Genomic DNA, 26,171 nt, shown 5'->3' on the forward strand with positions numbered 1-26,171 from the left:
AGCCATTGTTTTTTATAGGAACCTCGATCTAATTGTGAATTTGTTAAATAAACCTTCCGGGTAGCTTGCAGCATACCAACAGGTGAACAATCTTGTATTCTTGTCGTAATTTTAGTTGAAATGAAAAACAACCAATCATTAATGAAAAGAATATTTTTCGCCGCTTTGCTTTGCGCTTTTATCGGAACATCATCGCATGCGCAGGAAGCCGGAGTAACGCGCACGCCGGAAGAACAAAGGGAACTGTTTAATTTCTGCGACAAGCCCTTTCTCGTAAACAAATTGAAGATCTCCGCTGAAACAGCGGATAAGATCGGCGACCTTAACCTCTGGCAAACGCAGCAGCAGAAAACCATCGCAGACAATACCAACGAAACCTATGCCACCGCGGGAGAACTGCAGCAGGAGGTAAACAAGCGCCTGAAAAAAATAGGCCTTACAGACGACCAGGTAAAAACATTTGCAGAATACAAAAAAAACCAGCTCACCAATCCTGAACCCTGTGCCGCCATTGCATTGTATGCAAATCCGGCCTATGACACCTTAACGCCGCAACGCGCCTTGCAATTGCTGAAACAGAAATACAGGAAGACCATCATTGAAAAATTGGGCGAAACGGGCAATGGTAAAATGGCAGATATGGTGATGGAAACAGAGGTGTGGAAACAAAAAACATCGCTCGAAATTTCCAGGATACCGGTCAGCGATTTCAACAGGATAAGAAGAACGGTATCCATGTACAAAGAAAGAGAAAACAAATACCGCGGGGCGGGGCTTGACGAGAACCAGATCAATACAATGATCGAATTTTTCAGGCAAAACCAGTTGTACCCACCGGCCGGCTAGTGCACACGCATCGATCAGTAGTCAATCGACATTCAAATTACCGGATCCTTCATACAATAGTATAAGCACATTAAAATGCCGCAGCTTACAGCTACGGCATTTTAAATTTGGGAGCCGGTTGGATCTATGATCCTTATTTCATTTTAAACGTCTCCAAAAACTTTGTTGTAAAGTTTCCTTTGCGGAAGTCTTCGTTCTGCATAAGCTGGAGATGGAAAGGGATCGTGGTTTTTACGCCCTCGATCACGTACTCACTCAAGGCGCGGTACATGGTATCGATCGCTTCTTCGCGGGTTTGGGCGATGGTGATGAGTTTGCCGATCATGGAATCGTAATACGGTGGAATTACATAGCCCGCGTAAACATGGCTGTCTACACGAACGCCATGCCCGCCCGGCGTATGCAATACCGTGATCTTTCCTGGCGAAGGGCGGAAATCGTTGTAAGGATCTTCTGCATTGATGCGGCATTCGATGGCGTGCATCTGCGGCTCATAATTTTTTCCTGATATTTTTTCGCCTGCGGCGATCTTGATCTGTTCCTTGATCAGGTCGAAATTGATTACCTCTTCCGTAACGCAGTGCTCCACCTGTATCCGCGTATTCATTTCCATGAAATAAAAATTGCGGTGTTTGTCTACCAGGAACTCGATCGTTCCCACACTCTCATAATTGATTGCCGCTGCTGCTTTGATGGCTGCCTCTCCCATTTTCTTACGGAGTTCCGGCGTCATAAAGGGTGATGGGGATTCTTCCACGAGTTTCTGGTGGCGGCGCTGGATGGAGCAATCCCTTTCGCTCATATGGCAAACGGTGCCGTATTGATCGCCCGCTACCTGGATCTCGATGTGTCTTGGCTCTTCCACGAATTTCTCCATGTAAATGCCATCGTTCTTGAACGATGCGGCCGCTTCCTGCTTGGCGGTGCTGTAAGCTTTTTCAATTTCGCCTTCGTTCCATACCACGCGCATGCCTTTGCCACCGCCACCGGCGGTTGCTTTCAGTATCACCGGGTAGCCTACTTCTTTGGCGAGTGATTTTGCCTGATCTACGCTGTCGAGCAAACCTTCGCCACCCGGAACAACGGGTACGCCGGCTTTGATCATCGTATCTTTTGCGGTGATCTTATCGCCCATCTTGTTGATCATCTCAGGCGTTGGCCCGATGAACTTGATGCCGTGGTCGGCACAGATCTGCGAAAACTTTGCATTCTCTGCCAGGAACCCATAGCCCGGGTGGATGGCGTCTGCATTGGTGATCTCCGCAGCGGCCATGATGTGCGGAACGTTGAGGTAAGAATCTGCGCTTGCAGGTTTCCCGATACAAACAGCCTCGTCTGCAAATTTTACGTGCAGGCTGTCTTTGTCGGCAGTGGAATAAACCGCCACCGTTTTAATGCCCATCTCTCTACAGGTTCTGATCACACGAAGCGCGATCTCTCCCCTGTTGGCGATCAATATTTTTTTAAACATATATCCCAGATTATATGACTATTATAGAATGGTATCCCGGTTGCATGGCCCGCCTGTGGTTTTATGGCTCCATCAAAAGAGATCATAAAACGTCACAGAAGATCATTCGGCCCGGAGGTTACGGTTCAACAAGGAACAAAGGCTGGTCGTACTCAACCGGGCTCGCGTCTTCCACAAGCACTTTTACGATGGTACCTTTTACTTCGCTTTCAATTTCGTTGAACAGTTTCATCGCTTCGATGATGCAGACTACTTTGCCCGGGGTGATCTCTGTTCCAACCTCTGCGAGCAGTGGTTTATCCGGTGCCGCGCGACGGTAGAAGGTTCCGATCATCGGGCTTTTTACGGTAATGAGGTTATCTGCTTTGGGAGCGGCAGGGGCTGCGGGTGCCGCAGGGGCGGCCGGTGCGGCTGCGGGCTGTGGCGCAGGTGCCGCCGCGGTAGTGTAAACCTGTGGCTGTGGCGCCGCTACTGTTACTACCGCTTCTTCTTTTTGCTTGATGGTTACCTTACCATCCTTGTCTTCAATACTTATCTCACCAATATTGCTTTTGTTGATGATCTTGATCAGTTCGTGAATTTGCTTTAAGTCCATAATTGGCAAGTTTTAGGGGTAAAAACGGTATTTTTTGCTCAAATAGGGGGGCAAAATAGCCTTTTTTTGATAAAAACGGGGATTTTCTTTGAACAGTTATGTGCTGAAAAAACCGGGCCAAACGCGTGGGAATAAACCGGCGTGGCAACCCGGGGGATTCGTGAACCCGCCCTGATCATATATAAAAAAGAAAAGACCCGGTTAAGGGTCTCTCCAGATTTTTCCGGGGATCCGCTGAAAACAGCGTGCTGTGACGTTTCCGCGGTCCTTGTCTCTCGATTAGTGTTTTTCTTCCTTTACGCGCTCTACGTAAGAACCATCTTTTGTATTGATCCTGATGAGTTCATCGGCTTCTACAAACAGGGGAACCATTACGGTTGCACCGGTTTCTACGGTTGCGGCTTTGAGCGCGCGGGTAGCCGTATCGCCACGGAGACCCGGTTCGCAATAGGTGATCCGCAAAACGATTTTCTCGGGGAGCTCGGCACCGATCGGTTGATCGGTTTCTGTATTGATGTATACCAGCACCTCGGATCCATCCATCAAAAACTGCGGCGAATCGATCATCTCTTCCCCGAGGGCGATCTGTTCGAAGGTCTCGTTGTTCATGAGATTGTAACCCGTATCATCTTTATAAAGAAACTGGAAAGCTTTTTTCTCAACACGAACCGGGAAGATGTTCTCTCCACTGTTCCATGTTTTTTCAATTGAACGTTTGTTGTCAACGCCCTTTAATTTGGCCCACACTTTCGCAGCGGCGCGCGCTGTTTTGTTCTCACCAAATTCTACTACGGAATAGAGGCTCCCGTCTAATTTCAGGATCAGGCCACGGCTGATGTCGGATGTTGTTGCCATTATACTTGTTTTAAGGTAGGCGCAAAAGTAGGGATTTTTCCGGTTTCAGCTTTCTGGTTGGATTGCGGGCCGCCTGCCGCAATTGCGTAACGTGCAGAAAAACAGGCAAAAGACAAAAAAAGCGGTACGTGTCTTCTTCAATTGGTAAAAATTTATACAACCCGGGCTGCGCGCAGATTCCGGCCGGTATCTATCATTCCAGCCAACACACTTGTTATGAAAAAAACGCTACCCAGCCTTCTTACATTCATCTGCCTTCTCTTCGCGGCACAATTGTTTGCCAACACAGTGGCCGTAAAGGGCACAGTAAAAGACTCGCTCAACAACCCGGTTGCAAACAGGACTGTTAAGATCTACGCAGACAGCAGCTGCAACATCGTTCACACTGTAACCACCAATGCGAATGGATATTATATAGATACGCTCTCCTGCAGCAATACCATCAACAAAGTAACCGTTGTTGTTGAAGACTGCAAGGGCGCTCGCATCGTTCAAAATGCCACGGTAGGTGCAGGCGGTTATGCAGAAAGTAATTTCAGGATCTGCAGCACTACGCAGGCGCCACCGGTAAACTGCAATGCGGTATTCACATACTCATCCGTTGCCACCGGCGTGAAATTTACAGCAGGCGCTTCTACGGCACCTGCGGGCGACAGCATCACCAGCTATACCTGGAATTTCGGCGACAGCACTGCGCCCGCTGCAGGAACGAAAGACCCGTTGCATGTTTATAACCATGCAGGCACCTACAACGCGTGCGTAACCATCAAAACAAAAAAAGGATGTGAAAGCACCTACTGCAAGGCTGTTGTTTTTCAGCCACAGGTAAGCTGTAAGGCCACGGCCTCTTTTACCATTGAAAAAATAGCTCCTAAGAAATACCGTTTCAACAGCACGCAAAGCAATGTACTTGCGGGCGACAGCATCTTCAGCCGCATCTGGCAGTTTGGCGACGGCACCTCTACCGATGGAAACAAGATCGTCATAGAAAAAGAATTCAAAGACACAGGTGTTTTCAATGTTTGCCTGAAAGTGGTGAGTGTGAAAGGTTGCGACAACAAAACATGCGCCACCGTAACCGTACGCGATACAACGACAACACCTACTGTGCCCACCAATTGCAAAGCATCATTTACCTATACGATCAAGGATTCGACCATCAAATTCAACAGCGCCGCATCCGTTGCAAGTTCTGTTGCGGGCGACAGCATCATCAGCAGAACCTGGTCGTACACAGACAGTACACACAACCTGACACTCGGGGGAAATGTTGTTGACCCATCTTTTGACTACAGCAAACCGGGGGCATACAAGGTCACCCTCGTGATCAAAACAAAAAAAGGGTGCGAGAGCAAGACAACCGTACTTGTTGTGATCAATCCCCCACACCCGCCGGTTCCATGTAAAGCCGCGTTCACTTACACGATCAAGGACTCAACCATATATTTCAACAGTGCGGCATCAAGTGCAAGCAATGCACCGGGCGACAGCATCATCAGCAGAACCTGGTCTTACACCGACAGCGCAAACAATGTATCGCTTGGTGGAAATGTGGTTGCGCCGTTTTATGTATACAGCAAACCGGGTTCTTACAAGGTAACACTGGTGATCAAAACCAAGGCAGGGTGCGAAAGCAGAACGTCTGTTGTAGTGGTGATACCAGCGCCACAGGCTGCATCATGCAAGGCATCGTTTGTGTTTACGGTTGAAAAAGGTTCGGTTAAATTCAAAAGCACCTCAACCGGCGCTACGGCACTCGATAGTGTGACAGGGTACACATGGATCTTCGGAGACAGCACCGCGCCCGTTCAAAACAGCAAGGACCCGTTACATGTGTATCCAAAAAGCGGGAAGTACGCTGTAACGCTTTACATCAAAACAAAAAGCGGGTGTGAAAGCAAATTCACCGAACATGTTTCTGTAACCGTTGCCCCTCCTGTTAACTGTGCGGCAGATGTACAATTTACCGCAGAGCGTGTGAGCCTGAAAAGAGTGCAGTTCAACAGCAGCATGAGCAAAACAAATGCGAGCGACAGCATCATCCAGCGCAGCTGGAAATTTGGAGACGGCACCGCTTTGAACGGCAATGAGATCAAACCCCTGAAAGAATTTCCTGCACCGGGTATTTACAATGCGTGTCTTGAAATAAAAACGGTGAACGGTTGTGTTGCACAGGCCTGCAAGCAGGTAACGGTTCAGGACACTGTTTCCACACCACAATCTTCTGTAGATTATATCAAGATCATCAGCATCAATCCGAACCCCGTAATCACCAAAATGGTGGCCACGATCTACAGCAGGAACACCAATGCGGAAGCGGAGATCACGGTATACGATATCTATGGCGCACCCAAACTGACCATCAAAAAATTACTGGCGCAGGGAAACAATGTATACGAGATCAACCTGGGCAATCTTTACCACGGCCCGTACTTCCTGAAAGTGAGCACAAGGAGTGCGAGGGACGCCAAGGCATTCTATAAATTGTAAGCACAGGTATAAAAAAAGAACACAGCAAAACAGGAAGCAGGGATCCCGGATGGTTATCATAACCCCGGATCCCTGCTTCTGTTTTCATTTCAGCCGTGACGACCGGCCAGAAAATAACCCTGAATCGCCCTTTTCTTGCAGCTTGCGCCTTGTCTCTTACCCCTTTTCCCTTATTTTTGCCGCAATTTCCAAACTAACAGAAACAATTACCATGGCAGTATTAGTCAATAAAGACTCTAAGATCATTGTTCAGGGTTTTACGGGTACAGAAGGTACATTTCATGCTACGCAGATGATTGAGTATGGAACCAACGTGGTGGGTGGTGTTACGCCAAACAAGGGCGGAACAACGCATCTCGACAGGCCCGTTTTCAACACGGTGGCCGATGCTGTTAAAAAAACAGGTGCGGATGTGAGCATCATTTTCGTTCCGCCGGCATTTGCGGCAGATGCGATCATGGAAGCAACGGATGCAGGTATCAGCCTCGTGGTTTGTATCACCGAAGGAATACCTGTGCAGGATATGGTGAAAGTAAAAAACTACCTGCTCGGAAAAAATACAAGGCTGATCGGCCCGAACTGCCCGGGTGTAATTACCGCCGGCGAAGCAAAAGTGGGTATTATGCCGGGCTTTATCTTTAAACAAGGCCGCATCGGCATCGTATCAAAAAGCGGTACGCTTACCTATGAGGCAGCGGACCAGGTGGTGAAAGCGGGGCTTGGCATCAGCACGGCCATAGGCATTGGCGGAGACCCGATCATTGGCACGCCTACCAAGGAAGCAGTGGAATTGTTGATGAACGACCCGGAAACAGACGGCATCATAATGATCGGCGAGATCGGCGGAAGCATGGAAGCAGACGCGGCACGCTGGATCAAAGACAATAAGAAAAAACCAGTGGTAGGTTTCATCGCCGGCCAGACAGCGCCTCCGGGCCGCCGTATGGGGCACGCCGGTGCAATCATCGGTGGTGCAGACGATACAGCCGCCGCCAAAATGAAGATCATGGCAGAATGTGGCATTGAAGTAGTGGCCAGCCCGGCAGACATCGGCAAAACCATGGCCGCCGCCCTGAAAAAATAATTCGCAATATCTTTATACAACATCGATCCCGGTAAAGTTTTTGCCGGGATTTTTGTTTGGCGGGTTCGTGGTAAGCATCAAAAGAATGTTAATGCATGTCAATAGCTATGTATTAACCGGGATTATGGCATCATTTTCCTGAACAACCTATTTTAATCTGAAAAACCGGTACATGACAGCACGCATTTTTACTTTTGTTTTAGCACTTACTTTTTCTTTGGGCGCATGGGCACAGCAGGATACTGTTTTTCAGAAAGAATGGAAAGAGATCGACAACAACATCGAAAAAGACGACCTTACCAAGACCGCCCTGGCCAAGGTTAACCAGCTTTACAAACGCGCAAAACAGCGGCAATTGAACGACCAGGTGGTGAAGGCCCTGCTCTACCGGTTTGCCCTCGAGCAAAGAGTGGTGGAAGACAACCGCGTGGCAGCGATCCATACGCTCAAAGAAGAGATCAGGGCCACAACCGACCCGGTACAGAGGGCGATATTATACAACAACCTTGCACAGCAATACATTTTTTATTACAACAGGGTGAGGTGGACGATCCGCGACCGTGCACAGACCGTTAACACACCCAAGGGTAGCATAACAACATGGAGCGATGGGGATTTTGCCGATTCGATACGCGCCGCCTTTGCCAGTGCCCTGCAGTATAAAGACATCCTGAAACAGAAAAAAAATGCCTTGTACGGCGCCATCATCATTAAGGGAGACTCGCTTAACCTGAGGCCCACGCTTTTCGACCTGGTTGCACACGCGGCCATTGATCATTTCAGGTATAGCATCTTTCCGCCAACGGCAAAAGGCGAGTTCCTGCTCAGCGATCCCAACACCCTGAAACCCGCTGAAGTATTCCTGTCGTCGCAGGTAAAAACAAACGACAGCAGCTCCTACAAATGGCTCACGCTTGACCTGTATAAACAGCTTATCCAGTTTCACCGCAACGACGCAGACAAAAATGCCCTGGTAACCGTTGACCTGGAAAGAATTGAATGGGTACACGAAGCCGCGGTTTTTGCAGGCAAGGATGCGTTGTATAAAGAAACGCTGGAAAAACTCATCAACCAGTATCCGGACGTAACGGCTACGGCACATGTATGGTATTTGCTTGCAGCTTTGGAATCAGACAAAGCCGGGGCCTACTCCGCATTACAGGACACTGCAAACCGCTACGGCTATGTAACCGCTCTACAGTTGATCGAAAAAGGGCTGTCGCATTTTAAAGGGAACAACACCGGCGTTGCAGAAATGAAAAACCTGGCGGCGCAGATCAAACGGGTAGAACTGAGAACAGAAACAGAACTTGTGAACGTTCCCGGCAAACCCATTCTCGCATCGGTGATCTACCGCAATACCCCTGCTTTGTATGGAAGGATCATACGCGTGATGCCCAATGATACGGTGTTCGACCGCACCGCCATTAATTTTACACATGCCGCCGCCCGGGTTCCCTACCGCATGTTTGCGCAACAGCTCCCGGCAAGTGAGGACCACCAGCAGCATACGGCCGCTTTTAAGATCGACCAGTTGCCTGCCGGTTATTATGTGCTTATGACAAGCAACAACAGTGGCTTTGTTGACTCGGCCGATAAGATCTCCGTGCAATATTTTCACGTATCATCGATCAGCTACGTAAAAACAACCGGTCGCCTCTTTGTACTCAACAGGCAAACGGGCGAACCGATGAAGAACGTAAAGGTGATCACAACAAAACAGACCTATGTACCGGGAACAAGAACAAACAGGATCGATACGGTTGCTGTAACGAACACCGACCAGAATGGAATGGTGTCCACATCCGCAACCGAAAACAGCACCGCAGGTATGAACATGGGGTATATTTTTGTTACACCGGGCGATACGCTGAACACCTATGCCAGCGAATACATTTACCGCAATACGGAAAGACAGAACGCACCCGATACCTACGAAAAACAAAACCGCAAAGTGTTTTTCTTCATGGACCGGTCTATTTACCGGCCCGGGCAACAAATTTTCTTCAAGGGAATTGCCACAACAAAAGATTTCGAGACAAAGCTCAGCAAACTCATTACGAAGGATTCGGTAAAGGTTTACCTGAGGGATGCCAATGGAAAAACGATTGACTCTTTGACCGGCGCACCGAACAGTTACGGCTCCTTCGCAGGTAAATTCAATATTCCGCAAAATGTATTAACGGGAACTTTCTACCTGGAGGCGCGTGATTTTTATTCCTCTCAATACTTCCAGGTAGAAGAATACAAGCGCCCGACCTTTGATGTTACGATCGATAAACCAAAAGGAAGTTACCGCCTCAATGATGTGATCACCATCACCGGAACGGCGAAAGCTTTTTCAGGCAATATGATCGATGGCGCATCCGTAAACTATAACATCACAAGGAACAAAAGATTTCTCGATCCGTGGTTCAGGCGCATCGCACCGGGGCGTGACAATGGCGCGCAGATCGCCCACGGCGTGGTAAAAACAAATGCGCAGGGAAAATTCACCATCCAGTTCCCTGCATTTGCCGATGATATAACGGACAGCACCGGCGACCCTGTGTTTGAATTCAACATTTCAACAGACGTAACAGATGTGAGCGGTGAAACGCGCAGCGCCTCCGCCAAAGTGAACGTAGGCTTTAAATCGCTGCTGCTCGAAATAACGGCAAACCAAACCGGGAACAAAGACAGCGCACAAACCATCCTCATCAATACCACGAACTTCAGCCAGGAAAAAGAACCCGCACAGGTTAAGGTGATGGTGTATAAACTGATCGAACAGCCCATCAAGCGCCAGCGGCTTTTGTCACAACCGGATCAGTTCATTTTATCAAAAGAAGAATTCAGCAAATATTTCCCGGATGACCAGTACGGCGACGAACCAGAATTGCAAAACTGGCCGTCAACCGGGATCGCTTTTGAAGAAACCATTTATACAAAAGACCAGGCAGGCGTAACCGTTCCCGCAGGGAAGTTGTCTGCCGGCCGGTACCGCATCGTTGCCATTACAACAGACAAGTTGGGCAAGGAAGTAAAACAGACGGGCTACCTGTTGCTGTTCGATAAAAACGACATGGCAGCGTTTCTTCTCAACAACGGCCCGGCTTATACGCACATCGTAAGGGATGAAGTGGAGCCGGGAGAAGAAGCAACCTTCCTCACAGGCATACGCCCTGAACGCGTATTCATCATCAAACAAACAGAACATCCTGTTGCCGCAAAAACGCGGACCGAATACAATTTCAGTTATGCGAACAAGGGCGTTCATACGATCAATTATACGCCGGACGAAAAAGACCGCGGCAATGTTACGATCAACGAAGTGTTTGTGTACAACAACAGGGTATATGCAAACAGTTACGTTGTAAAGGTTCCATGGACAAACAAGATGCTCAGCATTGGTTATGAAAGCTACCGCGACAAAACGGAACCCGGCAGCAAAGAAAAATGGACCGTAACCGTAAAAGGAAAAGACGGCAATAAAGTTGCTGCGGAATTATTAACAGGCATGTACGATGCATCGCTCGACCAGTTCAAACCGCACAGCTGGGCAAAACCGGAGCTCTGGGCCAGCAACGTGAGAACGAATTTCCAGTTCCAGCAGAATTTCCGCATCGCGGTTACCAGTGAAGAAAATTACCTGCCGATGCCAACGGCAGCTGTAACTGAAAATACTTTCGACCAGTTTATTTACGATGCAACAACCTATTGGTCGCTGAAACACATGCCGGCTCCGCCAAAACTGTATGAATCGTTTGCCGGCAGCGTTGCAGGAGCAAGGGTGGGTTATGGCGATCAGGTATTGTATGAGAAAGTGGTTACAGATGTCAGAACAATCAAATCAATGGCACCCGGCACGGTACAGATCCGCGGCCAGGCGTCTGCGAACGGGGCCACCGCGCCTTTGTATGTTGTTGATGGGAAAATTGTTTCAGACATAGCCGCCATTGCGCCCGGTGATATCGTGTCAACCGAAGTATTAACGCAGGAGCAGGGCGCCGCCATCTGGGGTGCGAGAGCAGCCAACGGAGTGATCGTGATCACAACAAAAAATGCAGCCGCAACACCGGTGGAGATCGTTGTAAGGAAAAACTTTAATGAAACAGCATTCTTCTTCCCGCAACTTTATGCAGACAGCACCGGCAAATTCAGTTTCAGTTTTACGATGCCGGAATCGCTGACCAAATGGAAATGGATGACGCTTGCACACACCAGGGATCTTGCTTTTGGCGCAGGCAGCACCACCATCCTCACCCAGAAAAAAGTAATGGTACAGGCCAATGCCCCAAGGTTCATGCGCGAAGGCGACAATATGGAATTCAGCGGGAAGATCGTAAACATGACGGAGAAAGAAATCACAGGACAGGTAACACTCGAACTCATCGATCCCGTAAGCAACACTTCGGTTGACGGATGGTTTCAGAATGTTTTTCCATTGCAATATTTTACGGTGGAAGCAGGGCAAAGCTTCGCGGTAAAGTTCCCGATACAGATCCCCTTCAGCTACAACCGCCCGTTAACCTGGCGCATCAAAGCAGTATCGGGCGATATGGGTGACGGGGAAGAGAATACATTACCTGTATTAACAAACCGCATGCTTGTTACGGAAACATTACCCCTGTTTTTACCAAACGATACAACACAACATTTTGTATTAAGCAAATTAAAAAACAACAAAAGCGAAAGCTTAACAAACGAGGCCATCACCATCGAATACAGCACCAACCCGGTATGGTACGCCGTACAGGCATTGCCTTACCTGATGGAATATCCATACGAATGTGCTGAACAGACTTTCAACCGTTTGTATGCGAACGCGCTTGCATCGTACATTGTAAACAAACACCCGAAACTGAAACAGGTTTTTGAACAATGGAAAAAAGACAGCAGCACCTTAAAAAGCAACCTGCAGAAAAACGAAGAACTCAAACAGATCCTTCTCCAGGAAACACCATGGGTGATGCAGGCAGAAAGCGAAGCGCAGCAACGCAAAAACATAAGCCTGCTGTTTGATCTCGCCAGGATCGGTTCGCAAACAGAAACACTGGTTGAAAAACTCAGGGACATGCAATTGCCGAACGGATCGTTCCCATGGTTCAAGGGGGGAAACGAAGACAGGTACATCACGAATTACATACTTACGGGTATTGGAAAATTGAAACGCCTCGGCGCACTATCGCCCGAGCTTAGCCAGCGCATGCGCAATATCCTGGTTAGCGCGTTGAAATACGAAGACGCAAAAATTGCCGCCGACTACAATTGGCTGATCAAAAACAAAGCGGACCTGGCCAAACAGCAGGTATCCCCCAGCCAGATCGATTACCTGTTCATGCGCAGTTTCTTCAGGGATATTGCCATTCAATCCCAAAAAGAATACGATTACTATTTTGGGCAGGCAAAACAATTCTGGATCAAACAAAACAATTATTACAAGGCGAAGCTTGGGTTGGTCTTCCTGCGCAGCAACGAAGAAAAACTCGCGTCAGCAACCATCTTCCCGGCATTGCTGGAGAACACGGTAATGGATTCGAAACAGGGTATGTACTGGAAAACAACCTATACCGGTTTCTGGTACCAGTCACCCATCGAACACCAAAGCATGATGATCGCTTTCGCAGCTGAACTGAACCTGAACAAACCCGACCCGGCGCTTGTAAAAAACATCAATGCGATGAAAACATGGTTGCTTCTCAATAAGCAAACCAACAACTGGCGCACCACCATCGCAACAGCCGATGCATGCTACGCGCTGCTGTTAAATGGAACCGATTGGCTCGATGCAGAAAAAACCGTTACCATCGAACTCGGCAAAACAACATTGAGCAACACAAATGAAAAAACAGAAGCGGGCACAGGCTATTTCAAAAAAAGGATCGATGGAAAAAATGTAACGCCGGCAATGGGCGATATCACTGTCACGGTCAATTCCAAAAACCAGTCGCGGCCTTCCGCCACAAACACATCCCCGAGTTGGGGCAATATTTACTGGCAGTATTTTGAGGACCTTGACAAGATCACACCCGCGGCAACGCCGTTATCGGTCACCAAAAAATTGTTCATACAACGCAATACCGATAAGGGTGTGGTGCTCGATCCTGTTAAAGACAACGAAGAACTGAAAACCGGCGATAAAATAATTGTACGCCTCGAGCTCCGCAGCGATCGTGACATTGATTACTTACACCTGAAAGACATGCGCGCCGCCAGCATGGAGCCTGTGAATGTATTGAGCGGGTACAAATGGCAGGATGGATTGGGCTATTACGAAAACACCAAAGACGCAAGCACCAATTTTTTCATCGATCATTTGAGAAAGGGGACTTATGTTTTTGATTATCCATTGTTCATCACACACACGGGTATCTTCTCGGTGGGCACCGCGAGCATACAATGTATGTATGCGCCGGAGTTTACGTCCCATTCGGGGGGAATCAGGATCCGCGTGTCGAAATAGGATTGGCAAAAAAGGAACGAAGAAAATTAGCTTACCGGAAAACCTTTTCTTTGCGGAATGAATGTTGACTACCTCATCATCGGCCAAGGCATTACCGGAACTTTCCTGAGCCGCGACCTGCTGCGTGCGGGCAAAACCGTGTGTGTGATTGATGAGGGCAAACCCTTTACAGCTTCAAAGGTGGCAAGCGGGGTAATCAACCCCATCACCGGAAGGCGGCTGGTGAGAACCTGGGAGATCGAAAAACTGATGCCTTATGCAGTAAAAGCGTACAAAGAATGGGAGAATACCAACGGCTCGCTGGTACGCCAATGCAACATCCTGGATTTTCATCCCACACCGCAGATGGTGATGGCCTTTGCGGAGCGGCAGCCCATCGAAAAAGAGTACCTGAAAACACCGGCAGATACAGATCGGTGGAGAAATTATTTCAACTACCATTTCAGTATCGGGGAAATTGATCCCTGCTGGCTGATCGACATCAACACGTTACTGGAAACATGGCGCGCGCAGTTACTAAGCGAAAACAACCTCCTGGAAACCACGTTCAAATGGGAAGATTGCAAAGTGGAACCCGACCACATCACCTGGAACAACATCACCGCAGGAAAGATCATCTGCTGCGAAGGTGTGGCAGGCTTTGAAAATCCATGGTTTCGTCTTTTACCTTATGCAAGAAATAAGGGACAGGCCATCATTGCCAGCATCCCCGGGTTGCCGCGTACAAATATTTACAAACAGGGCATCAACATTGTTCCCTGGAAAGAGGATCTTTTCTGGATCGGCTCAACGTATGAGTGGGATTTTTCAGACACGAATCCTTCGGCCGACTTCAGGAAAAAAGTTGAGGAGCAACTCAGGCACTGGCTCAGGATCCCTTTCGAGATTGTTGACCACATGGCCTCCGAGCGCCCGGCCAATATGGAACGCAGGCCTTTTGCGGGCTTACATCCTGTGATGCCCTCTGTTGGGGTATTCAACGGCATGGGAACAAAAGGCTGCTCGCTTACCCCCTATTTTTCAAATGAATTCACCAACCACCTCCTTCACCAGGCGCCCCTTTCGCCGCAGGTGGATGTACGGCGGTTCACAAAAATTTTGGGGCGTGCGGTATAGGTTTCATTATTTTTATTGCCACGGATTTCACGGAAGAACACAGATAAAGTAGCGGGCATGGATTTGTCTTAGCCCATCTGTGTGCTTCCGTGAAATCCGTGGCAATAAAACGGCCAAGCATGTCCTCACCCCAAAACACCTACCGCATACCCGTATCGTTCCGGAGAATGGAGAACCTCCACATCGTGTTCTGGCTCTTCAAAGATGTTGCCTGGTGCATGGTATGGCGGCCCTTGGGGATTGTGATGGTCTTTCCTACGCTCATCATCTCCATCATCATCGCCTGGCGCACAAGAAGGATCGTGTCTGAACTCTGCCACAACCTCGCCATCACCATCTGGATCACGGCCAACTCGTACTGGATGATCAGCGAGTTCATGGAATTCGATACCCGGCCGCTGTTTGGCGCCTACACTTTCAAACACCTCGCCATCATACCGTTCACCCTCGGATTACTCTGTCTTGCCTTCTATTACCTCTGGTGGAAACCACGCCACCCGGACGAGATGGAAACAATGTAGAAACATCAAGTTTTGCAACAATATTTCAGTCTACGTCTGGCGCCGGATGGTTTTGTAACAATGTTGCACTCTTACCGCTCAAACCAGATATCGCCTGTTTAAACCCGATAAATACCACTCATCACACATACTTTACCATTGGTAATGGCGCAAGTCCCGCTTGACACGATTGTGCTATGTACTGTGCCCGCCCCGCATATATCTTTACCGGATCAAAGTAAATGGAGCCTCGCTCCCATGACATATGAACCATTTGCCCGGATCTCTGCTTTTTAGATTTCGCCAGCACATCAAACCGCCAGGAAACTAATTCCTACCCGTTCCTCAACCATTTCAGGCCAAAGACAGCACGGTAAATATTTAAGCCGGATCGATGCGTCGTATCCGTAAACAAACAGCTTTTACCGCTATCTTTCCAATGGCTGCTTCCCGCAGGTGCAGGAGGCTCAGGAACCGTATTAACCAAATTTAACCAGACAACTTATGCCAACAACAATGAAACCAATCGTATTAGCGATTTTAGGAGCAGCCGCCATCTTTTTTCTTTTATCATGCAGTGAGAAAAAGAACAACGATATAACCACGAACATTAACAAAGACGGATCCATCGAAAGTTCGGTGCAGGTAAAACACCTCGACAGCATCAACGACATCCTGGTAACCACCCACACCATCTGGATAAAAAACAACGAATTCAAAACCGTTGTCTACAGGGATACGTTGCCCGCGCTGGGCCTCACCACCAAAGACGCCGAGAATGAAGAAGGCGAAAAGAAAATAGTACAGGTACAGAAAGAGTACGAGATCTTTCTCACCATCAGGTAAAAGAACAAAACAATGAAGAAATCAAAATACATTGAACTGGTATTGATCACCGCTGCACTGGCATCGTGTAACCAGTCGAAACCAAAATCAGATTGGGAAGAGAACACGAATCTCCACGTACGCAGCGATTCCACCGCTCCCTACACAAGAGTGCACCGTCAGTATCATGGAAACGGCATTGGCACGGCCCTGCTCTGGTACTACGCCTTCCGGCCGTATGGAAACTATTACAACGGAAGGTACAACCATGCCGGCTACTACTCCGGCGCTATCGGCGCTGCATCCAACATCGGGAGCAACGCTTTCAAAGGAGCCGTAACAAGGGGAGGATTTGGAAAAGGCGGATTCAGCGTAGGGGGATAATATCGAACAACAAAAACGAAAACCCGGACCCGGGCAAAGAACAGACAACAATGAAAAGACTTACAACAACACCGCGCAACCAATGGCAGGCAGAAGTAGAAAAACTTGGCTTTGGATTTCATACAACCAATGTTCCTTACTGGGATGAAACGGTGTATTACGAAATGGAGATGAGTGAAATATTGTTCATCGAAAAAGCAACGGCAGAATTGTGGGACCTATCCCTTGGTGCCGTGCAACATGTGATGGACAACAACCTGTACAGCAAATTTGGCATCCCGGAGTGGATCATCCCGCAGATCGAAAAAAGCTGGTCCGAGGATCATCCTGCTATTTACGGGAGGTTCGATCTCTGTTACAAGAACGGGGAGCTCAAAATGCTTGAATTCAATGCAGACACACCTACCAGCTTATACGAAGCAGGTATTGTGCAATGGTTCTGGTTACAGGATTTTGACAAGCAGAAGGACCAGTTCAACAGCATTCACGAAAAAATGATCGCTTACTGGAAATACCTTAAAACCTATCTCAACCCCGGCGCGCTGTATTTTACCTGTTTGAAAGAAACACTCGAAGACCTTACCAATGTTGAATACATACGCGATTGCGCCATACAGGCCGGGCTCGAAACCAAACTTGTTTTCATCGACGATATCGGGTGGAACGATAACACGAAAGAATTTGTTGACCTCGAAAACCAGCCGATCAAAAATATTTTCAAACTTTACCCGTGGGAATGGTTGTTGAAAGACGATTTCGGGAAAAACATTTTGCAAGACAGCAACCGCGCCCTGTGGATCGAACCTGCATGGAAAATGATACTGTCGAACAAGGCCATACTTCCCGTTATGTGGGAACTGTACCCTGATTGTCCTTATTTATTACCCGCGTATTTTGAAGAAAACAAACTGACCAACTACGTCAAAAAACCCATTCTTTCGCGCGAAGGGGCGAACATCGACCTGGTGATGAAAAACATATCCCTGCAGAAAACAGAAGGAGAATACGGTGCTGAAGGGTTTATTTACCAGGACCTCTTCACACTTCCCAATTTCTCGGGCCACTATCCCGTGATCGGTTCATGGTTAATCGGCCAGGAGCCGGCAGGCATGGGCATCCGCGAAGCAGACAACCTGGTTACCGATAACAAGAGCCGCTTTGTTCCGCACCTGATCGGTTAGCGCCGCTAAAAACGTTACTGCTATTGAAAAAACAAACGCGGATCAAAAATGATCCGCGTTTGTTGATACTTGTGTTCTCTCCAACACCTTAATACCTTCTGAAAATATATTTTGAAATGATCCCGCCACTGTAATTCGTTGCAATGATCTTATTTCCGGTAAACCGGACATCGTCAAAATACAGGTCGGCAGAACCGCGGGTGTAGCTGTCGTAAACGTGTATCTCAAATGAGTCGTGCAACTCGTTGTAGTAGGTTCCGTATTCATCATAATAACCGGATGATACACGGCGGATGCTCCAGTTGCCGGTCATGAGGTTGTACCCATCATCGTACTGCGCCGCGCCATTGTTGTAAAAGTCGAATACACCGCCCTCAAGCCCTGTGCTTACAGCTCTCCAGCCGTTACCGGTGCTTTGATAGGCTTCGTTCAGTGTCCACGATCCCGCTACAGGAACATCGGCAACGATCACTGACTTCGTGCAACCCTGTGCCACGAATAAAATGATTAGGAGGAAAGGAATGTAGCGTAAACTTTTTTTCATACAACTGAGTTTTGTTCACCCTACTCTATTCAATTCCTTTACCACAATTACATTGAAATAAAAAAAGGCGCGCTTTTAGAAAATCTTTAACAATGTGTCGGTGAAAGGATGGTGGTGGCGCGTGAATGGTGCCCGCTACGCGCGATCATCGCGAAAATCAATTACCGATGCAAGAACGGTTGTACAAAACCCGAGCGCCGCGATCAGGGTGAGCGACCAGCGCAGGCTCGATGCCTGGGCGATAAATCCTATAATAGGTGGCCCGAGCAAGAAACCCAGGAAGCCGATACTCGAAACCGCCGTAAGTGCGGCCCCGGGCGATAAGGTCTTTGATTTTCCTGCGGCACTGTATACGAGCGGAATTACGGAAGACACGCCAAACCCCACGAGCAAAAAACCAGCCGTTGCAGCGATGATCGTTGGAAAAACAACTGCAGTAAGCAATCCCGCGGCAATCACCATACCGCTGGCCTGTAATACTTTCTGTTTACCAAAACGCGTTACGATCTTGTCGCCCACAAACCTCCCACCGGCCATTGTTGCCATAAAGGCCGTGTAACCAAGCGTGGTTAAGGCAACCGGCGCTTCCACCACTTTCTGAAAATATACACCGCTCCAGTCGAACATGCTTCCTTCACAAACCATGCAACTGAATGCGATCATCCCGAGTTTAAGCAACATGCCATCGGGCCTGGCAAAAAAGGGTTGGTTGGGATGGCTCGCATCTTTGCGCAGGATAAACCGCCTGAACAGGAACACCATGACCAGTGAGCAGGAACAGATCACCACAAAATGCCATTGCGGTGCAATGCTTTCCGAAACCATAACAGAACCGATGGCGCCACCGGCAAACCCCGCGAAACTCCAGATACCGTGAAAGGAGGCCATGATCGACCGGCCATACAAAGATTCAACACCAACGGCCTGTGTGTTTACAGATATGTTGCAAAGATTTCCGAGAAAACCGAACAGCAGCGCAGCGGGTGCCAGTTGCCATACGGACCCGGCAAAGCCGATCAGCACGAGGATGCAGGGATAAGATGCAGCCGCAATGGTTACGATCCTGCGGCTAACGAATTTATTGACCAGCCAACCGGAAAATGGAAGACAAAGCATCGACCCCACCGGCAGGGCGAGTAACAAGGCGCCGAGCTCGGCATCATTGAATTGAAATTTTGTTTTGATATCGGGAATCCTGCTCGCCCAGCTTGCAAAACACAAACCCGCAATAAAAAAGAACGCCGCCACAGCCATACGCTTCGTTCTGTTTGAGACTTCCGGTTGGTTCATGACTGCAAAGATGCCCTCAAAATCACAATCGGGGAAGATTTTGAGGCTATATTTGCCGTCCGGAGAAATGATTAATGAGGAACGAGGAAATTATCATAAGATCATCGGCGATCCATCATTTTGTCCAAACAAGCAATCGAAAAAAATAAATTATGTACCGTTCTCACACATGTGGTGAATTAACCATCAATGAAGTAAAACAGGAAGTGACCCTGGCCGGATGGGTTCAGACCGTTCGCAAATTTGGCGCGATCACATTCGTGGATCTGCGCGACCGGTATGGCATCACCCAATTGTTATTTGGCGAAGAGCTGAATACCCAACTCGATGCTCAGCCCTTGGGCCGCGAATTTGTGTTACAGGCAAGCGGCATCGTTTCTGAACGCAGCAACAAAAACCCGAACATCCCTACGGGCGATATAGAACTGGCCGTTTCTTCTTTTAAAATACTGAACAGGTCCGCGGTGCCTCCTTTTACGATACAGGACGATACCGATGGCGGCGATGACCTCCGCATGAAATACCGTTTTCTTGACCTGCGCAGAAATGCTGTAAAAAGAAATCTCGAATTGCGCTATGCAGTTAACCGCTCGGCGAGAAATTACCTGCATGAAAACAACTTCATGGACATAGAAACACCGTTCCTCATCAAATCAACACCCGAAGGTGCGAGGGATTTTGTGGTTCCATCAAGAATGAATCCCGGCCAGTTCTATGCACTGCCGCAATCGCCACAAACCTTCAAGCAATTGCTGATGGTGAGCGGCTACGACCGCTACTACCAGATCGTAAAATGTTTCAGGGATGAGGACCTGCGCGCCGACAGGCAACCGGAGTTTACCCAGATCGATTGCGAAATGGCGTTTGTGGAACAGGAAGATATCCTGAACATGTTTGAGAGCCTGATCAAACGGATCTTCAAGGATGTAAAGAACATTGATTATACGGAAGCGGTAGAGCGGATGACATGGGAAGACGCAATGTGGACCTACGGTAACGACAAGCCCGATATCCGTTTCGGCATGAAGATCGGTAACCTTAAATTTCCTGCACATACTTTCCCTTCAAGGATCGCACACCTGCAAAACAGCCTGATCGGCGTAGGCAGCTCAGGCTTCCCGGTTTTCGATAATGCCGAAACCGTTCTTGCCATTGCAGCAAAGGGTTGCAGCGAATACACGAGAAAGCAACTGGATGAATTGACGGAATGGGTGAAACGCCCGCAGATAGGCATGCAGGGACTGATATACATCAAATGCAATGCAGACGGCACTTATAAAAGCAGCGTAGACAAGTTCTTCAGCGAAGACAAACTGAAAGCCATCGCTGATGCAGCCGATGCAGAAGCGGGCGACCTGGTGCTGGTGCTCGCCGGCCGCGAAGAAAGAACGCGTAAGGCAACCAGCGAGCTTCGCCTCGAAATGGGCAAACGGCTCGGGCTGCGGAAGGAAGATGAGTTCAAATTGTTATGGGTACTCGATTTCCCGTTGTTTGAATACGCGGAAGAAGACAACCGCTGGGTGGCGCGGCACCATCCTTTTACCTCACCCAAGCCGGATCATATCGCGATCATGATCAACAACAACCCGGTGATCGAAAATGCGGAAAAATACCTGGAGCACCCTTACTCCAACATCAAGGCCAATGCCTATGACATGGTGCTGAATGGAAATGAGATCGGTGGTGGATCCATCCGTATCTTTCAGAGAGAACTGCAGGAGAAAATGTTTGCGGCGCTGGGCATGTCTGAAGAAGAGGCCTTGCACAAATTCGGATTCCTGCTCGGCGCATTCGAATACGGCGCACCACCGCATGGCGGTATCGCATTCGGTTTCGACCGCTTGTGTTCCATCCTCGGCGGCAGCGAAAGCATCCGCGATTTCATCGCCTTCCCTAAAAACAACGCGGGAAGAGATGTTATGCTCGATGCACCAAGCACGATAGACGAGAAGCAGTTTGATGAACTGCAGATAAAGTTGAACCTGAAATAAAAGACATACTTCCGGTCAACATACTTTCCAATAAATCAAAGCGGATCTTACGGTCCGCTTTTTTATTGGCGGTTGATATACATTATTTAGTAATGCATTTCCAACTTATCGTATAATATCCACAGCCCGGTTGTCTTGGCCGGCCCATGCTGCTTGTTCCCTGTTTCCATTACCTTTGCCCCATGAAGCAATTAACCATCTTCCGCGTTCTCACCTTCCTTTTATTGCCTTTTGCAGTATTGCTGGGCGGTGCCGGCCTGCTGATGCTGCTGGCCGCGCTTGCAAGGCCGCAGTTGTTGCTGCAGGTTTTTATCACTGCGGGATTTGTGTTCTATCTCTTCAGCAGCCTCCGCTTTCTTTCAAAACACATCGATCCCGAGCGCCCAGCAAGAACTTCGATGCGCGAATGGATCAGGGTAAACGGGTTTGTGGCTGGGTTCCTGGCCCTTAACTCTATCTACAGTTTTATCCGGGCCATTGCTATGGACCCCGCAGACACCCGGAAGGTCTTCGAAGAAATGAAAGAATCGCAACCTGCTTTCAGCACCATCACATTTGAACTGTACAGTTCGGTGATGAAGTTTGCCGCGTACCTGTCGCTCGCGTTTGGCATCCTTCTCCTGGTACACATCCTTATGTCTATACCGATCCTGAAAAAATACGGTTACCTGTTCAGCATTGCCAAAGAGAACAAGGGATAGACCTGCGCGATTGTACTCCATAAATTTACCCGGTTCTCCCGCTTGTTCAGTAATTTTAAGTTGTGAACAGCAATATACCATTGGCAGAAAGGATGCGCCCGGAAACGCTGGACGATCTTGTGGGGCAGGAACACCTTACCGGCAAAGCAAGTATTTTACGCAGGTCCATCGAACAGGGGCGTGTGCCTTCGATGATCCTTTGGGGCCCGCCGGGCGTGGGCAAAACAACCATCGCCAACATCATCGCGCACACCTTGCAGGTTCCTTATTTTCAATTGAGTGCCATCAGCAGTGGTGTAAAGGAAGTTCGCGAAGTGATTGAGCAGGCGAAACAACAACCGAATACCATTTTATTCATCGATGAGATCCACCGTTTCAACAAGGGGCAGCAGGATGCATTGCTGGGTGCGGTAGAAAAAGGCACCATCACACTCATCGGCGCCACAACCGAAAACCCTTCCTTCGAAGTGAACAGCGCCCTGCTCAGCCGCTGCCAGGTGTATGTTTTGAAAGCGCTGCAGCACAACGATCTCATACGTTTGATGCAGCAGGCCATAGAAAAAGACGAGCTGTTAAAAAGCAAAGACATCCAACTGAAAGAGACCGAGGCGCTGCTTTCAATTTCCGGTGGCGACGGAAGAAAACTGCTCAATCTTTTCGAGCTCGTTGTTCAGACACAACTGCTCGAAAAAGCGAAGCCGGGTAAAAGCCTTGTCATTACAGATGAGATGGTAATGCAGGTGGCGCAGAAAAAAATTGCGTTGTACGATAAACAGGGCGAGCAGCACTACGATATCATTTCAGCCTTCATCAAAAGCATGCGCGGCAGCGATCCGAATGGCGCCGTATACTGGCTGGCGCGGATGATCGAGGGAGGAGAAGATGTAAAGTTCATTGCGCGGCGCATGCTCATTTTTGCGAGCGAGGACATCGGCAACGCAAACCCGAATGCACTCTTGTTGGCAAATGCAACATTCGATGCCGTTTCAAAGATCGGTTACCCCGAGAGCAGGATCATTTTATCGCAATGCGCCACCTATCTCGCATCGTCGGTCAAAAGCAATGCATCTTATATGGCAATCGGCGCAGCAGGGGCCGCCGTGCAGCAACATGGCGACCTGCCCGTTCCGCTGCACATCAGGAATGCGCCAACAAAACTGATGAAGGAAATGAATTACGGCAAGGGCTACAAATACTCCCACGAGGGCGAAGGCAATTTTCTGGACCAGGAATACCTTCCCGAAAAAATTGCAGGCACTACTTTTTACGATCCGCAAAACAACGCACGTGAAAATGAGCTGCGGAAGTTTTTGAGGGAAAGATGGAAGGGAAAATACGGTTATTGATCAGCAAAAAAATCCTGGATGCAACTCGGTTTCTATAAAAAATATTTTCTCTGCACCGTTCTCTTGTTCATAACCGAGGTGCTCATTGCGTTGTATGTGCACGACCGGTTTGTGCGCCCTTACGTTGGCGATTACCTTGTTGTGATCCTGATCTATTGCTTCATCCGCAGCTTTGTAAAAATGCCCGTATTGCCCACGGCGCTTGCCGTTCTTGTTTTTTCTTTTCTGATAGAAACCTTACAGTATTTCAATATCGTGGAAATACTGGGCCTGGAAAAGATCGAGATCGCACGGATCGTGATCGGCACGGGGTTTTCGTTGTGGGACCTGCTCGCCTACACCTGCGGCATCGTTACAGTGATCGCACTCGAACAGAAAAAAGGATCTACCCTGCAGCAACCGCCTTTGAGATAAAATAGATATTCAGCCCCAGATACAACACCAGCAGTACCTGCGCCATCACAAAATCGAAACGGTTTGCCTCGCGCAGTTTGTTCTTTTTCACCAGCCGCAGCGAATAAACCGATGAGGCCACGATCACCGAAATAAAGAACAGCGTAATGCCATGCAGCAGGTCAACCAAAGTAAACGTGGTAGATTCCGGCAGTGATGAATCGATGATGTACTTGTTACCTATGGCAGCGAACAGCGATCCCACGCTCAAACCAAAGCGCGAATCAATATTATCTGCATGGATGTAAAAACAGATATACGAAATAAGGAACGCCACATACATGCCCAGGAACATTTTCCAGAACAATTCATGCGCATCCCGCCGGATGCCGATCTTGACCCTGTAAGAGCTGTATTCGGTATGGGGTTTTACAAGGCTTTCGTCACCGAAAGCCGTTTCGTATAATTTGATACCGGCGGTCACATCAAAACTATCGATGTTCCATCCTCGCAGGGTGAAACGGGGGTCGAAGTGTTTGCCCACGGTATCCGGTGAAAAAATGAGTGACTTTGAATCGTACTGCGAGTTCTCGAGGCTGAGACGAAGCCGCTGCCTGTCGAAAGGAAAATTGTTGATCTTCCACGAATCCTTCATCACGCATTGCAATTTCATAAGCAGATAAACACGGCCATGGGAGGTATCAACGGTTGAATACAGTTTGGTGAAAGATTTGGCCTGGGGTATCTCGAGGTTCTGCACAAAATCAAATTCTTTTCGCTTGTATTTCATCCACAGCCAGAGGTTCACGGTATACTCGTTCTGTTTGAAATCGATATCGTGGATGCTGGTGATATAGATCCCGGTTTTAACGGTATCACGCACAGCACCTTGCGCAGAGAGTTTGCCCACAAGGGCCATCATCCCAAAAAATAAAACAACGGCGGATCGTTTCATGAAGTGGATTGTAAAAGTAAATTACGGTAATAAAGGAACAAGGTACAGGAAAACAGGGAACAAGTTCTGCAGGCACAGGCCTTTTCGGGATCTTGTTTTCCCGGACCTGCTTTCCTGTTGCTTCTTTCACTTACTTTGTTTTCTTAAACTTGCCTTATGTCGTTAACCGTTAATGCCAACATCCTGCAAACCATTGGCAATACGCCGATGGTGCATTTATGCAAGATCGTGCCGCCGGGCTGCGCCGATGTTTATGTGAAACTGGAATATTTTAATCCTACCGGTTCCTACAAAGACCGCATGGCATTGGCCATTGTTGAAGAGGCCGAAAAACGCGGCGAGATCAAGGCCGGCACCAGGATCGTTGAATACACCGGTGGAAGCACCGGCACCTCTCTCGCATTTGTTTGTGCAGTGAAGGGCTATCAGTTCAAAGCCATTACCTCCGATGCATTTGCGAAGGAAAAACTGCAGACGATCCGTTTGTTTGGCGCTGAATTGGAGATCGTGCCCTGTATCGACGGAAAGATCACGCCCGATCTCTTTGTGAGGATGGAAGCCCGCGTGCTTGCCTTGCAGGAAGAAGGCGCTTACTGGACGCAGCAGTTTCTCAACGAAGACGCCCTGATCGGCTACGGCCGTCTTGGGAGAGAGATCGTTGCACAGGTAAACAAACCCATCGATGTTTTCTGCGGATGTGTAGGAACCGCGGGCATGCTGATCGGAACAGGAAACGAAATAAAAGCGGCCTGCCCCAACACGAAGGTGATCGCGCTCGAGCCCGCTTCATCGCCCTTTCTTACGAAGGGAGAAAAGGGGAGTCACCGTGTGGAAGGCACCGCTACCGGTCGTTTACCCGACCTCTTGAAAAAATACCGCTTCGATTCGGCCCTCGCCGTTGAAGAAGAAAAAGGCCGCGAAATGGCCCGGCGGATGGCCAAAGAAGAAGGCATCTTCGCCGGCACTTCAAGCGGTTTAAACGTTTATGCCGCCATCGAATTAGCCAAAATGCTTGGGCCGGGACATACCGTTGTTACCGTAGCGTCGGATTCGGGAATGAAGTACCTCGCGGGCGACCTCTACGAATAGCAGACGGCAGAACGATCGCCCTGTGGCATTCATCAACCTTTCGCGTGGCCTTTTTTCGTGCTTGATTACT

The 26,171-nt window shown here is 48.7% G+C and carries 20 protein-coding genes; 14 read left to right on the top strand and 6 right to left on the bottom strand.

Annotation, left to right across the window (positions count from 1 at the left end):
* Positions 1-141: 141 nt before the first annotated feature.
* Positions 142-846 carry a hypothetical protein gene (locus GWC95_RS05010; RefSeq protein WP_161817603.1) on the top strand — a complete coding sequence of 235 codons (705 nt, stop codon included), beginning with the start codon at positions 142-144 and terminating at the stop codon, positions 844-846.
* 133 nt (positions 847-979) lie between these two features.
* Here the strand turns inward: GWC95_RS05010 and accC are convergent, their stop codons facing one another.
* From accC to efp, 3 genes are all read right to left on the bottom strand, one after another.
* Positions 980-2,317: an acetyl-CoA carboxylase biotin carboxylase subunit gene (accC, locus tag GWC95_RS05015; RefSeq protein ID WP_161817604.1), complete on the bottom strand. Its 1,338-nt coding sequence runs from the start codon at positions 2,315-2,317 to the stop codon at positions 980-982.
* A 118-nt stretch (positions 2,318-2,435) separates the two neighbouring features.
* Positions 2,436-2,912: an acetyl-CoA carboxylase biotin carboxyl carrier protein gene (gene accB, locus GWC95_RS05020; RefSeq protein WP_161817605.1), complete on the bottom strand. Its 477-nt coding sequence runs from the start codon at positions 2,910-2,912 to the stop codon at positions 2,436-2,438.
* 279 nt (positions 2,913-3,191) lie between these two features.
* A complete protein-coding gene (gene efp / locus GWC95_RS05025) occupies positions 3,192-3,767 on the bottom strand; it encodes an elongation factor P (protein ID WP_161817606.1) in 576 nt (191 codons plus the stop codon).
* A gap of 216 nt (positions 3,768-3,983) precedes the next feature.
* Between efp and GWC95_RS05030 the strand changes: the two genes are divergently transcribed.
* From GWC95_RS05030 to GWC95_RS05065, 8 genes are all read left to right on the top strand, one after another.
* Positions 3,984-6,257 carry a PKD domain-containing protein gene (locus GWC95_RS05030; RefSeq protein ID WP_161817607.1) on the top strand — a complete coding sequence of 758 codons (2,274 nt, stop codon included), beginning with the start codon at positions 3,984-3,986 and terminating at the stop codon, positions 6,255-6,257.
* Positions 6,258-6,468: 211 nt separating this feature from the next.
* Positions 6,469-7,341: a succinate--CoA ligase subunit alpha gene (sucD, locus tag GWC95_RS05035; RefSeq protein WP_161817608.1), complete on the top strand. Its 873-nt coding sequence runs from the start codon at positions 6,469-6,471 to the stop codon at positions 7,339-7,341.
* Between the two features lie 172 nt (positions 7,342-7,513).
* Positions 7,514-13,786: an alpha-2-macroglobulin family protein gene (locus GWC95_RS05040; RefSeq protein ID WP_161817609.1), complete on the top strand. Its 6,273-nt coding sequence runs from the start codon at positions 7,514-7,516 to the stop codon at positions 13,784-13,786.
* Positions 13,787-13,843: 57 nt separating this feature from the next.
* Positions 13,844-14,902 carry an NAD(P)/FAD-dependent oxidoreductase gene (locus GWC95_RS05045; RefSeq protein WP_161817610.1) on the top strand — a complete coding sequence of 353 codons (1,059 nt, stop codon included), beginning with the start codon at positions 13,844-13,846 and terminating at the stop codon, positions 14,900-14,902.
* A 119-nt stretch (positions 14,903-15,021) separates the two neighbouring features.
* The gene (locus tag GWC95_RS05050; protein WP_237722081.1) at positions 15,022-15,423 is read left to right on the top strand and encodes a hypothetical protein; all 402 of its coding nucleotides are present in this window, start codon (positions 15,022-15,024) and stop codon (positions 15,421-15,423) included.
* A 483-nt stretch (positions 15,424-15,906) separates the two neighbouring features.
* Complete coding sequence (locus GWC95_RS05055; RefSeq protein ID WP_161817611.1) at positions 15,907-16,248, top strand: hypothetical protein; 342 nt, start codon at positions 15,907-15,909, stop codon at positions 16,246-16,248.
* Positions 16,249-16,260: 12 nt separating this feature from the next.
* Positions 16,261-16,611, top strand: coding sequence for a hypothetical protein (locus tag GWC95_RS05060; RefSeq protein ID WP_161817612.1), 351 nt, complete (start codon positions 16,261-16,263; stop codon positions 16,609-16,611).
* A 50-nt stretch (positions 16,612-16,661) separates the two neighbouring features.
* Positions 16,662-17,792, top strand: coding sequence for a glutathionylspermidine synthase family protein (locus GWC95_RS05065; RefSeq protein ID WP_161817613.1), 1,131 nt, complete (start codon positions 16,662-16,664; stop codon positions 17,790-17,792).
* Positions 17,793-17,880: 88 nt separating this feature from the next.
* Here the strand turns inward: GWC95_RS05065 and GWC95_RS05070 are convergent, their stop codons facing one another.
* Positions 17,881-18,336, bottom strand: a complete 456-nt coding sequence (locus GWC95_RS05070) for a hypothetical protein (RefSeq protein WP_161817614.1) — start codon at positions 18,334-18,336, stop codon at positions 17,881-17,883.
* 135 nt (positions 18,337-18,471) lie between these two features.
* Positions 18,472-19,590: an MFS transporter gene (locus GWC95_RS05075; protein ID WP_237722082.1), complete on the bottom strand. Its 1,119-nt coding sequence runs from the start codon at positions 19,588-19,590 to the stop codon at positions 18,472-18,474.
* A 188-nt stretch (positions 19,591-19,778) separates the two neighbouring features.
* Between GWC95_RS05075 and aspS the strand changes: the two genes are divergently transcribed.
* The 4 genes from aspS (at position 19,779) to GWC95_RS05095 (ending at position 24,078) form a co-directional block, all read left to right on the top strand.
* A complete protein-coding gene (aspS, locus tag GWC95_RS05080) occupies positions 19,779-21,617 on the top strand; it encodes an aspartate--tRNA ligase (RefSeq protein WP_161817616.1) in 1,839 nt (612 codons plus the stop codon).
* Between the two features lie 182 nt (positions 21,618-21,799).
* Complete coding sequence (locus tag GWC95_RS05085; protein ID WP_161817617.1) at positions 21,800-22,318, top strand: hypothetical protein; 519 nt, start codon at positions 21,800-21,802, stop codon at positions 22,316-22,318.
* Between the two features lie 62 nt (positions 22,319-22,380).
* Positions 22,381-23,664, top strand: coding sequence for a replication-associated recombination protein A (locus GWC95_RS05090; protein ID WP_161817618.1), 1,284 nt, complete (start codon positions 22,381-22,383; stop codon positions 23,662-23,664).
* Positions 23,665-23,682: 18 nt separating this feature from the next.
* The gene (locus GWC95_RS05095) at positions 23,683-24,078 is read left to right on the top strand and encodes a ribosomal maturation YjgA family protein (protein ID WP_161817619.1); all 396 of its coding nucleotides are present in this window, start codon (positions 23,683-23,685) and stop codon (positions 24,076-24,078) included.
* Here GWC95_RS05095 and GWC95_RS05100 read toward each other — a convergent pair.
* Positions 24,050-25,012 (bottom strand): ligand-gated ion channel, encoded by a 963-nt coding sequence (locus GWC95_RS05100; RefSeq protein ID WP_161817620.1) that lies wholly within the window; start codon positions 25,010-25,012, stop codon positions 24,050-24,052. The genes GWC95_RS05095 and GWC95_RS05100 overlap by 29 nt on opposite strands.
* Positions 25,013-25,168: 156 nt before the next feature.
* Here GWC95_RS05100 and GWC95_RS05105 point away from each other — a divergent pair, with 156 nt between their 5' ends.
* Positions 25,169-26,101, top strand: coding sequence for a PLP-dependent cysteine synthase family protein (locus GWC95_RS05105; protein WP_161817621.1), 933 nt, complete (start codon positions 25,169-25,171; stop codon positions 26,099-26,101).
* Positions 26,102-26,171: the final 70 nt, after the last annotated feature.

This window comes from Sediminibacterium roseum (genome assembly GCF_009939005.1).
GTDB classification, from domain to species: Bacteria; Bacteroidota; Bacteroidia; order Chitinophagales; family Chitinophagaceae; genus Sediminibacterium; species Sediminibacterium roseum.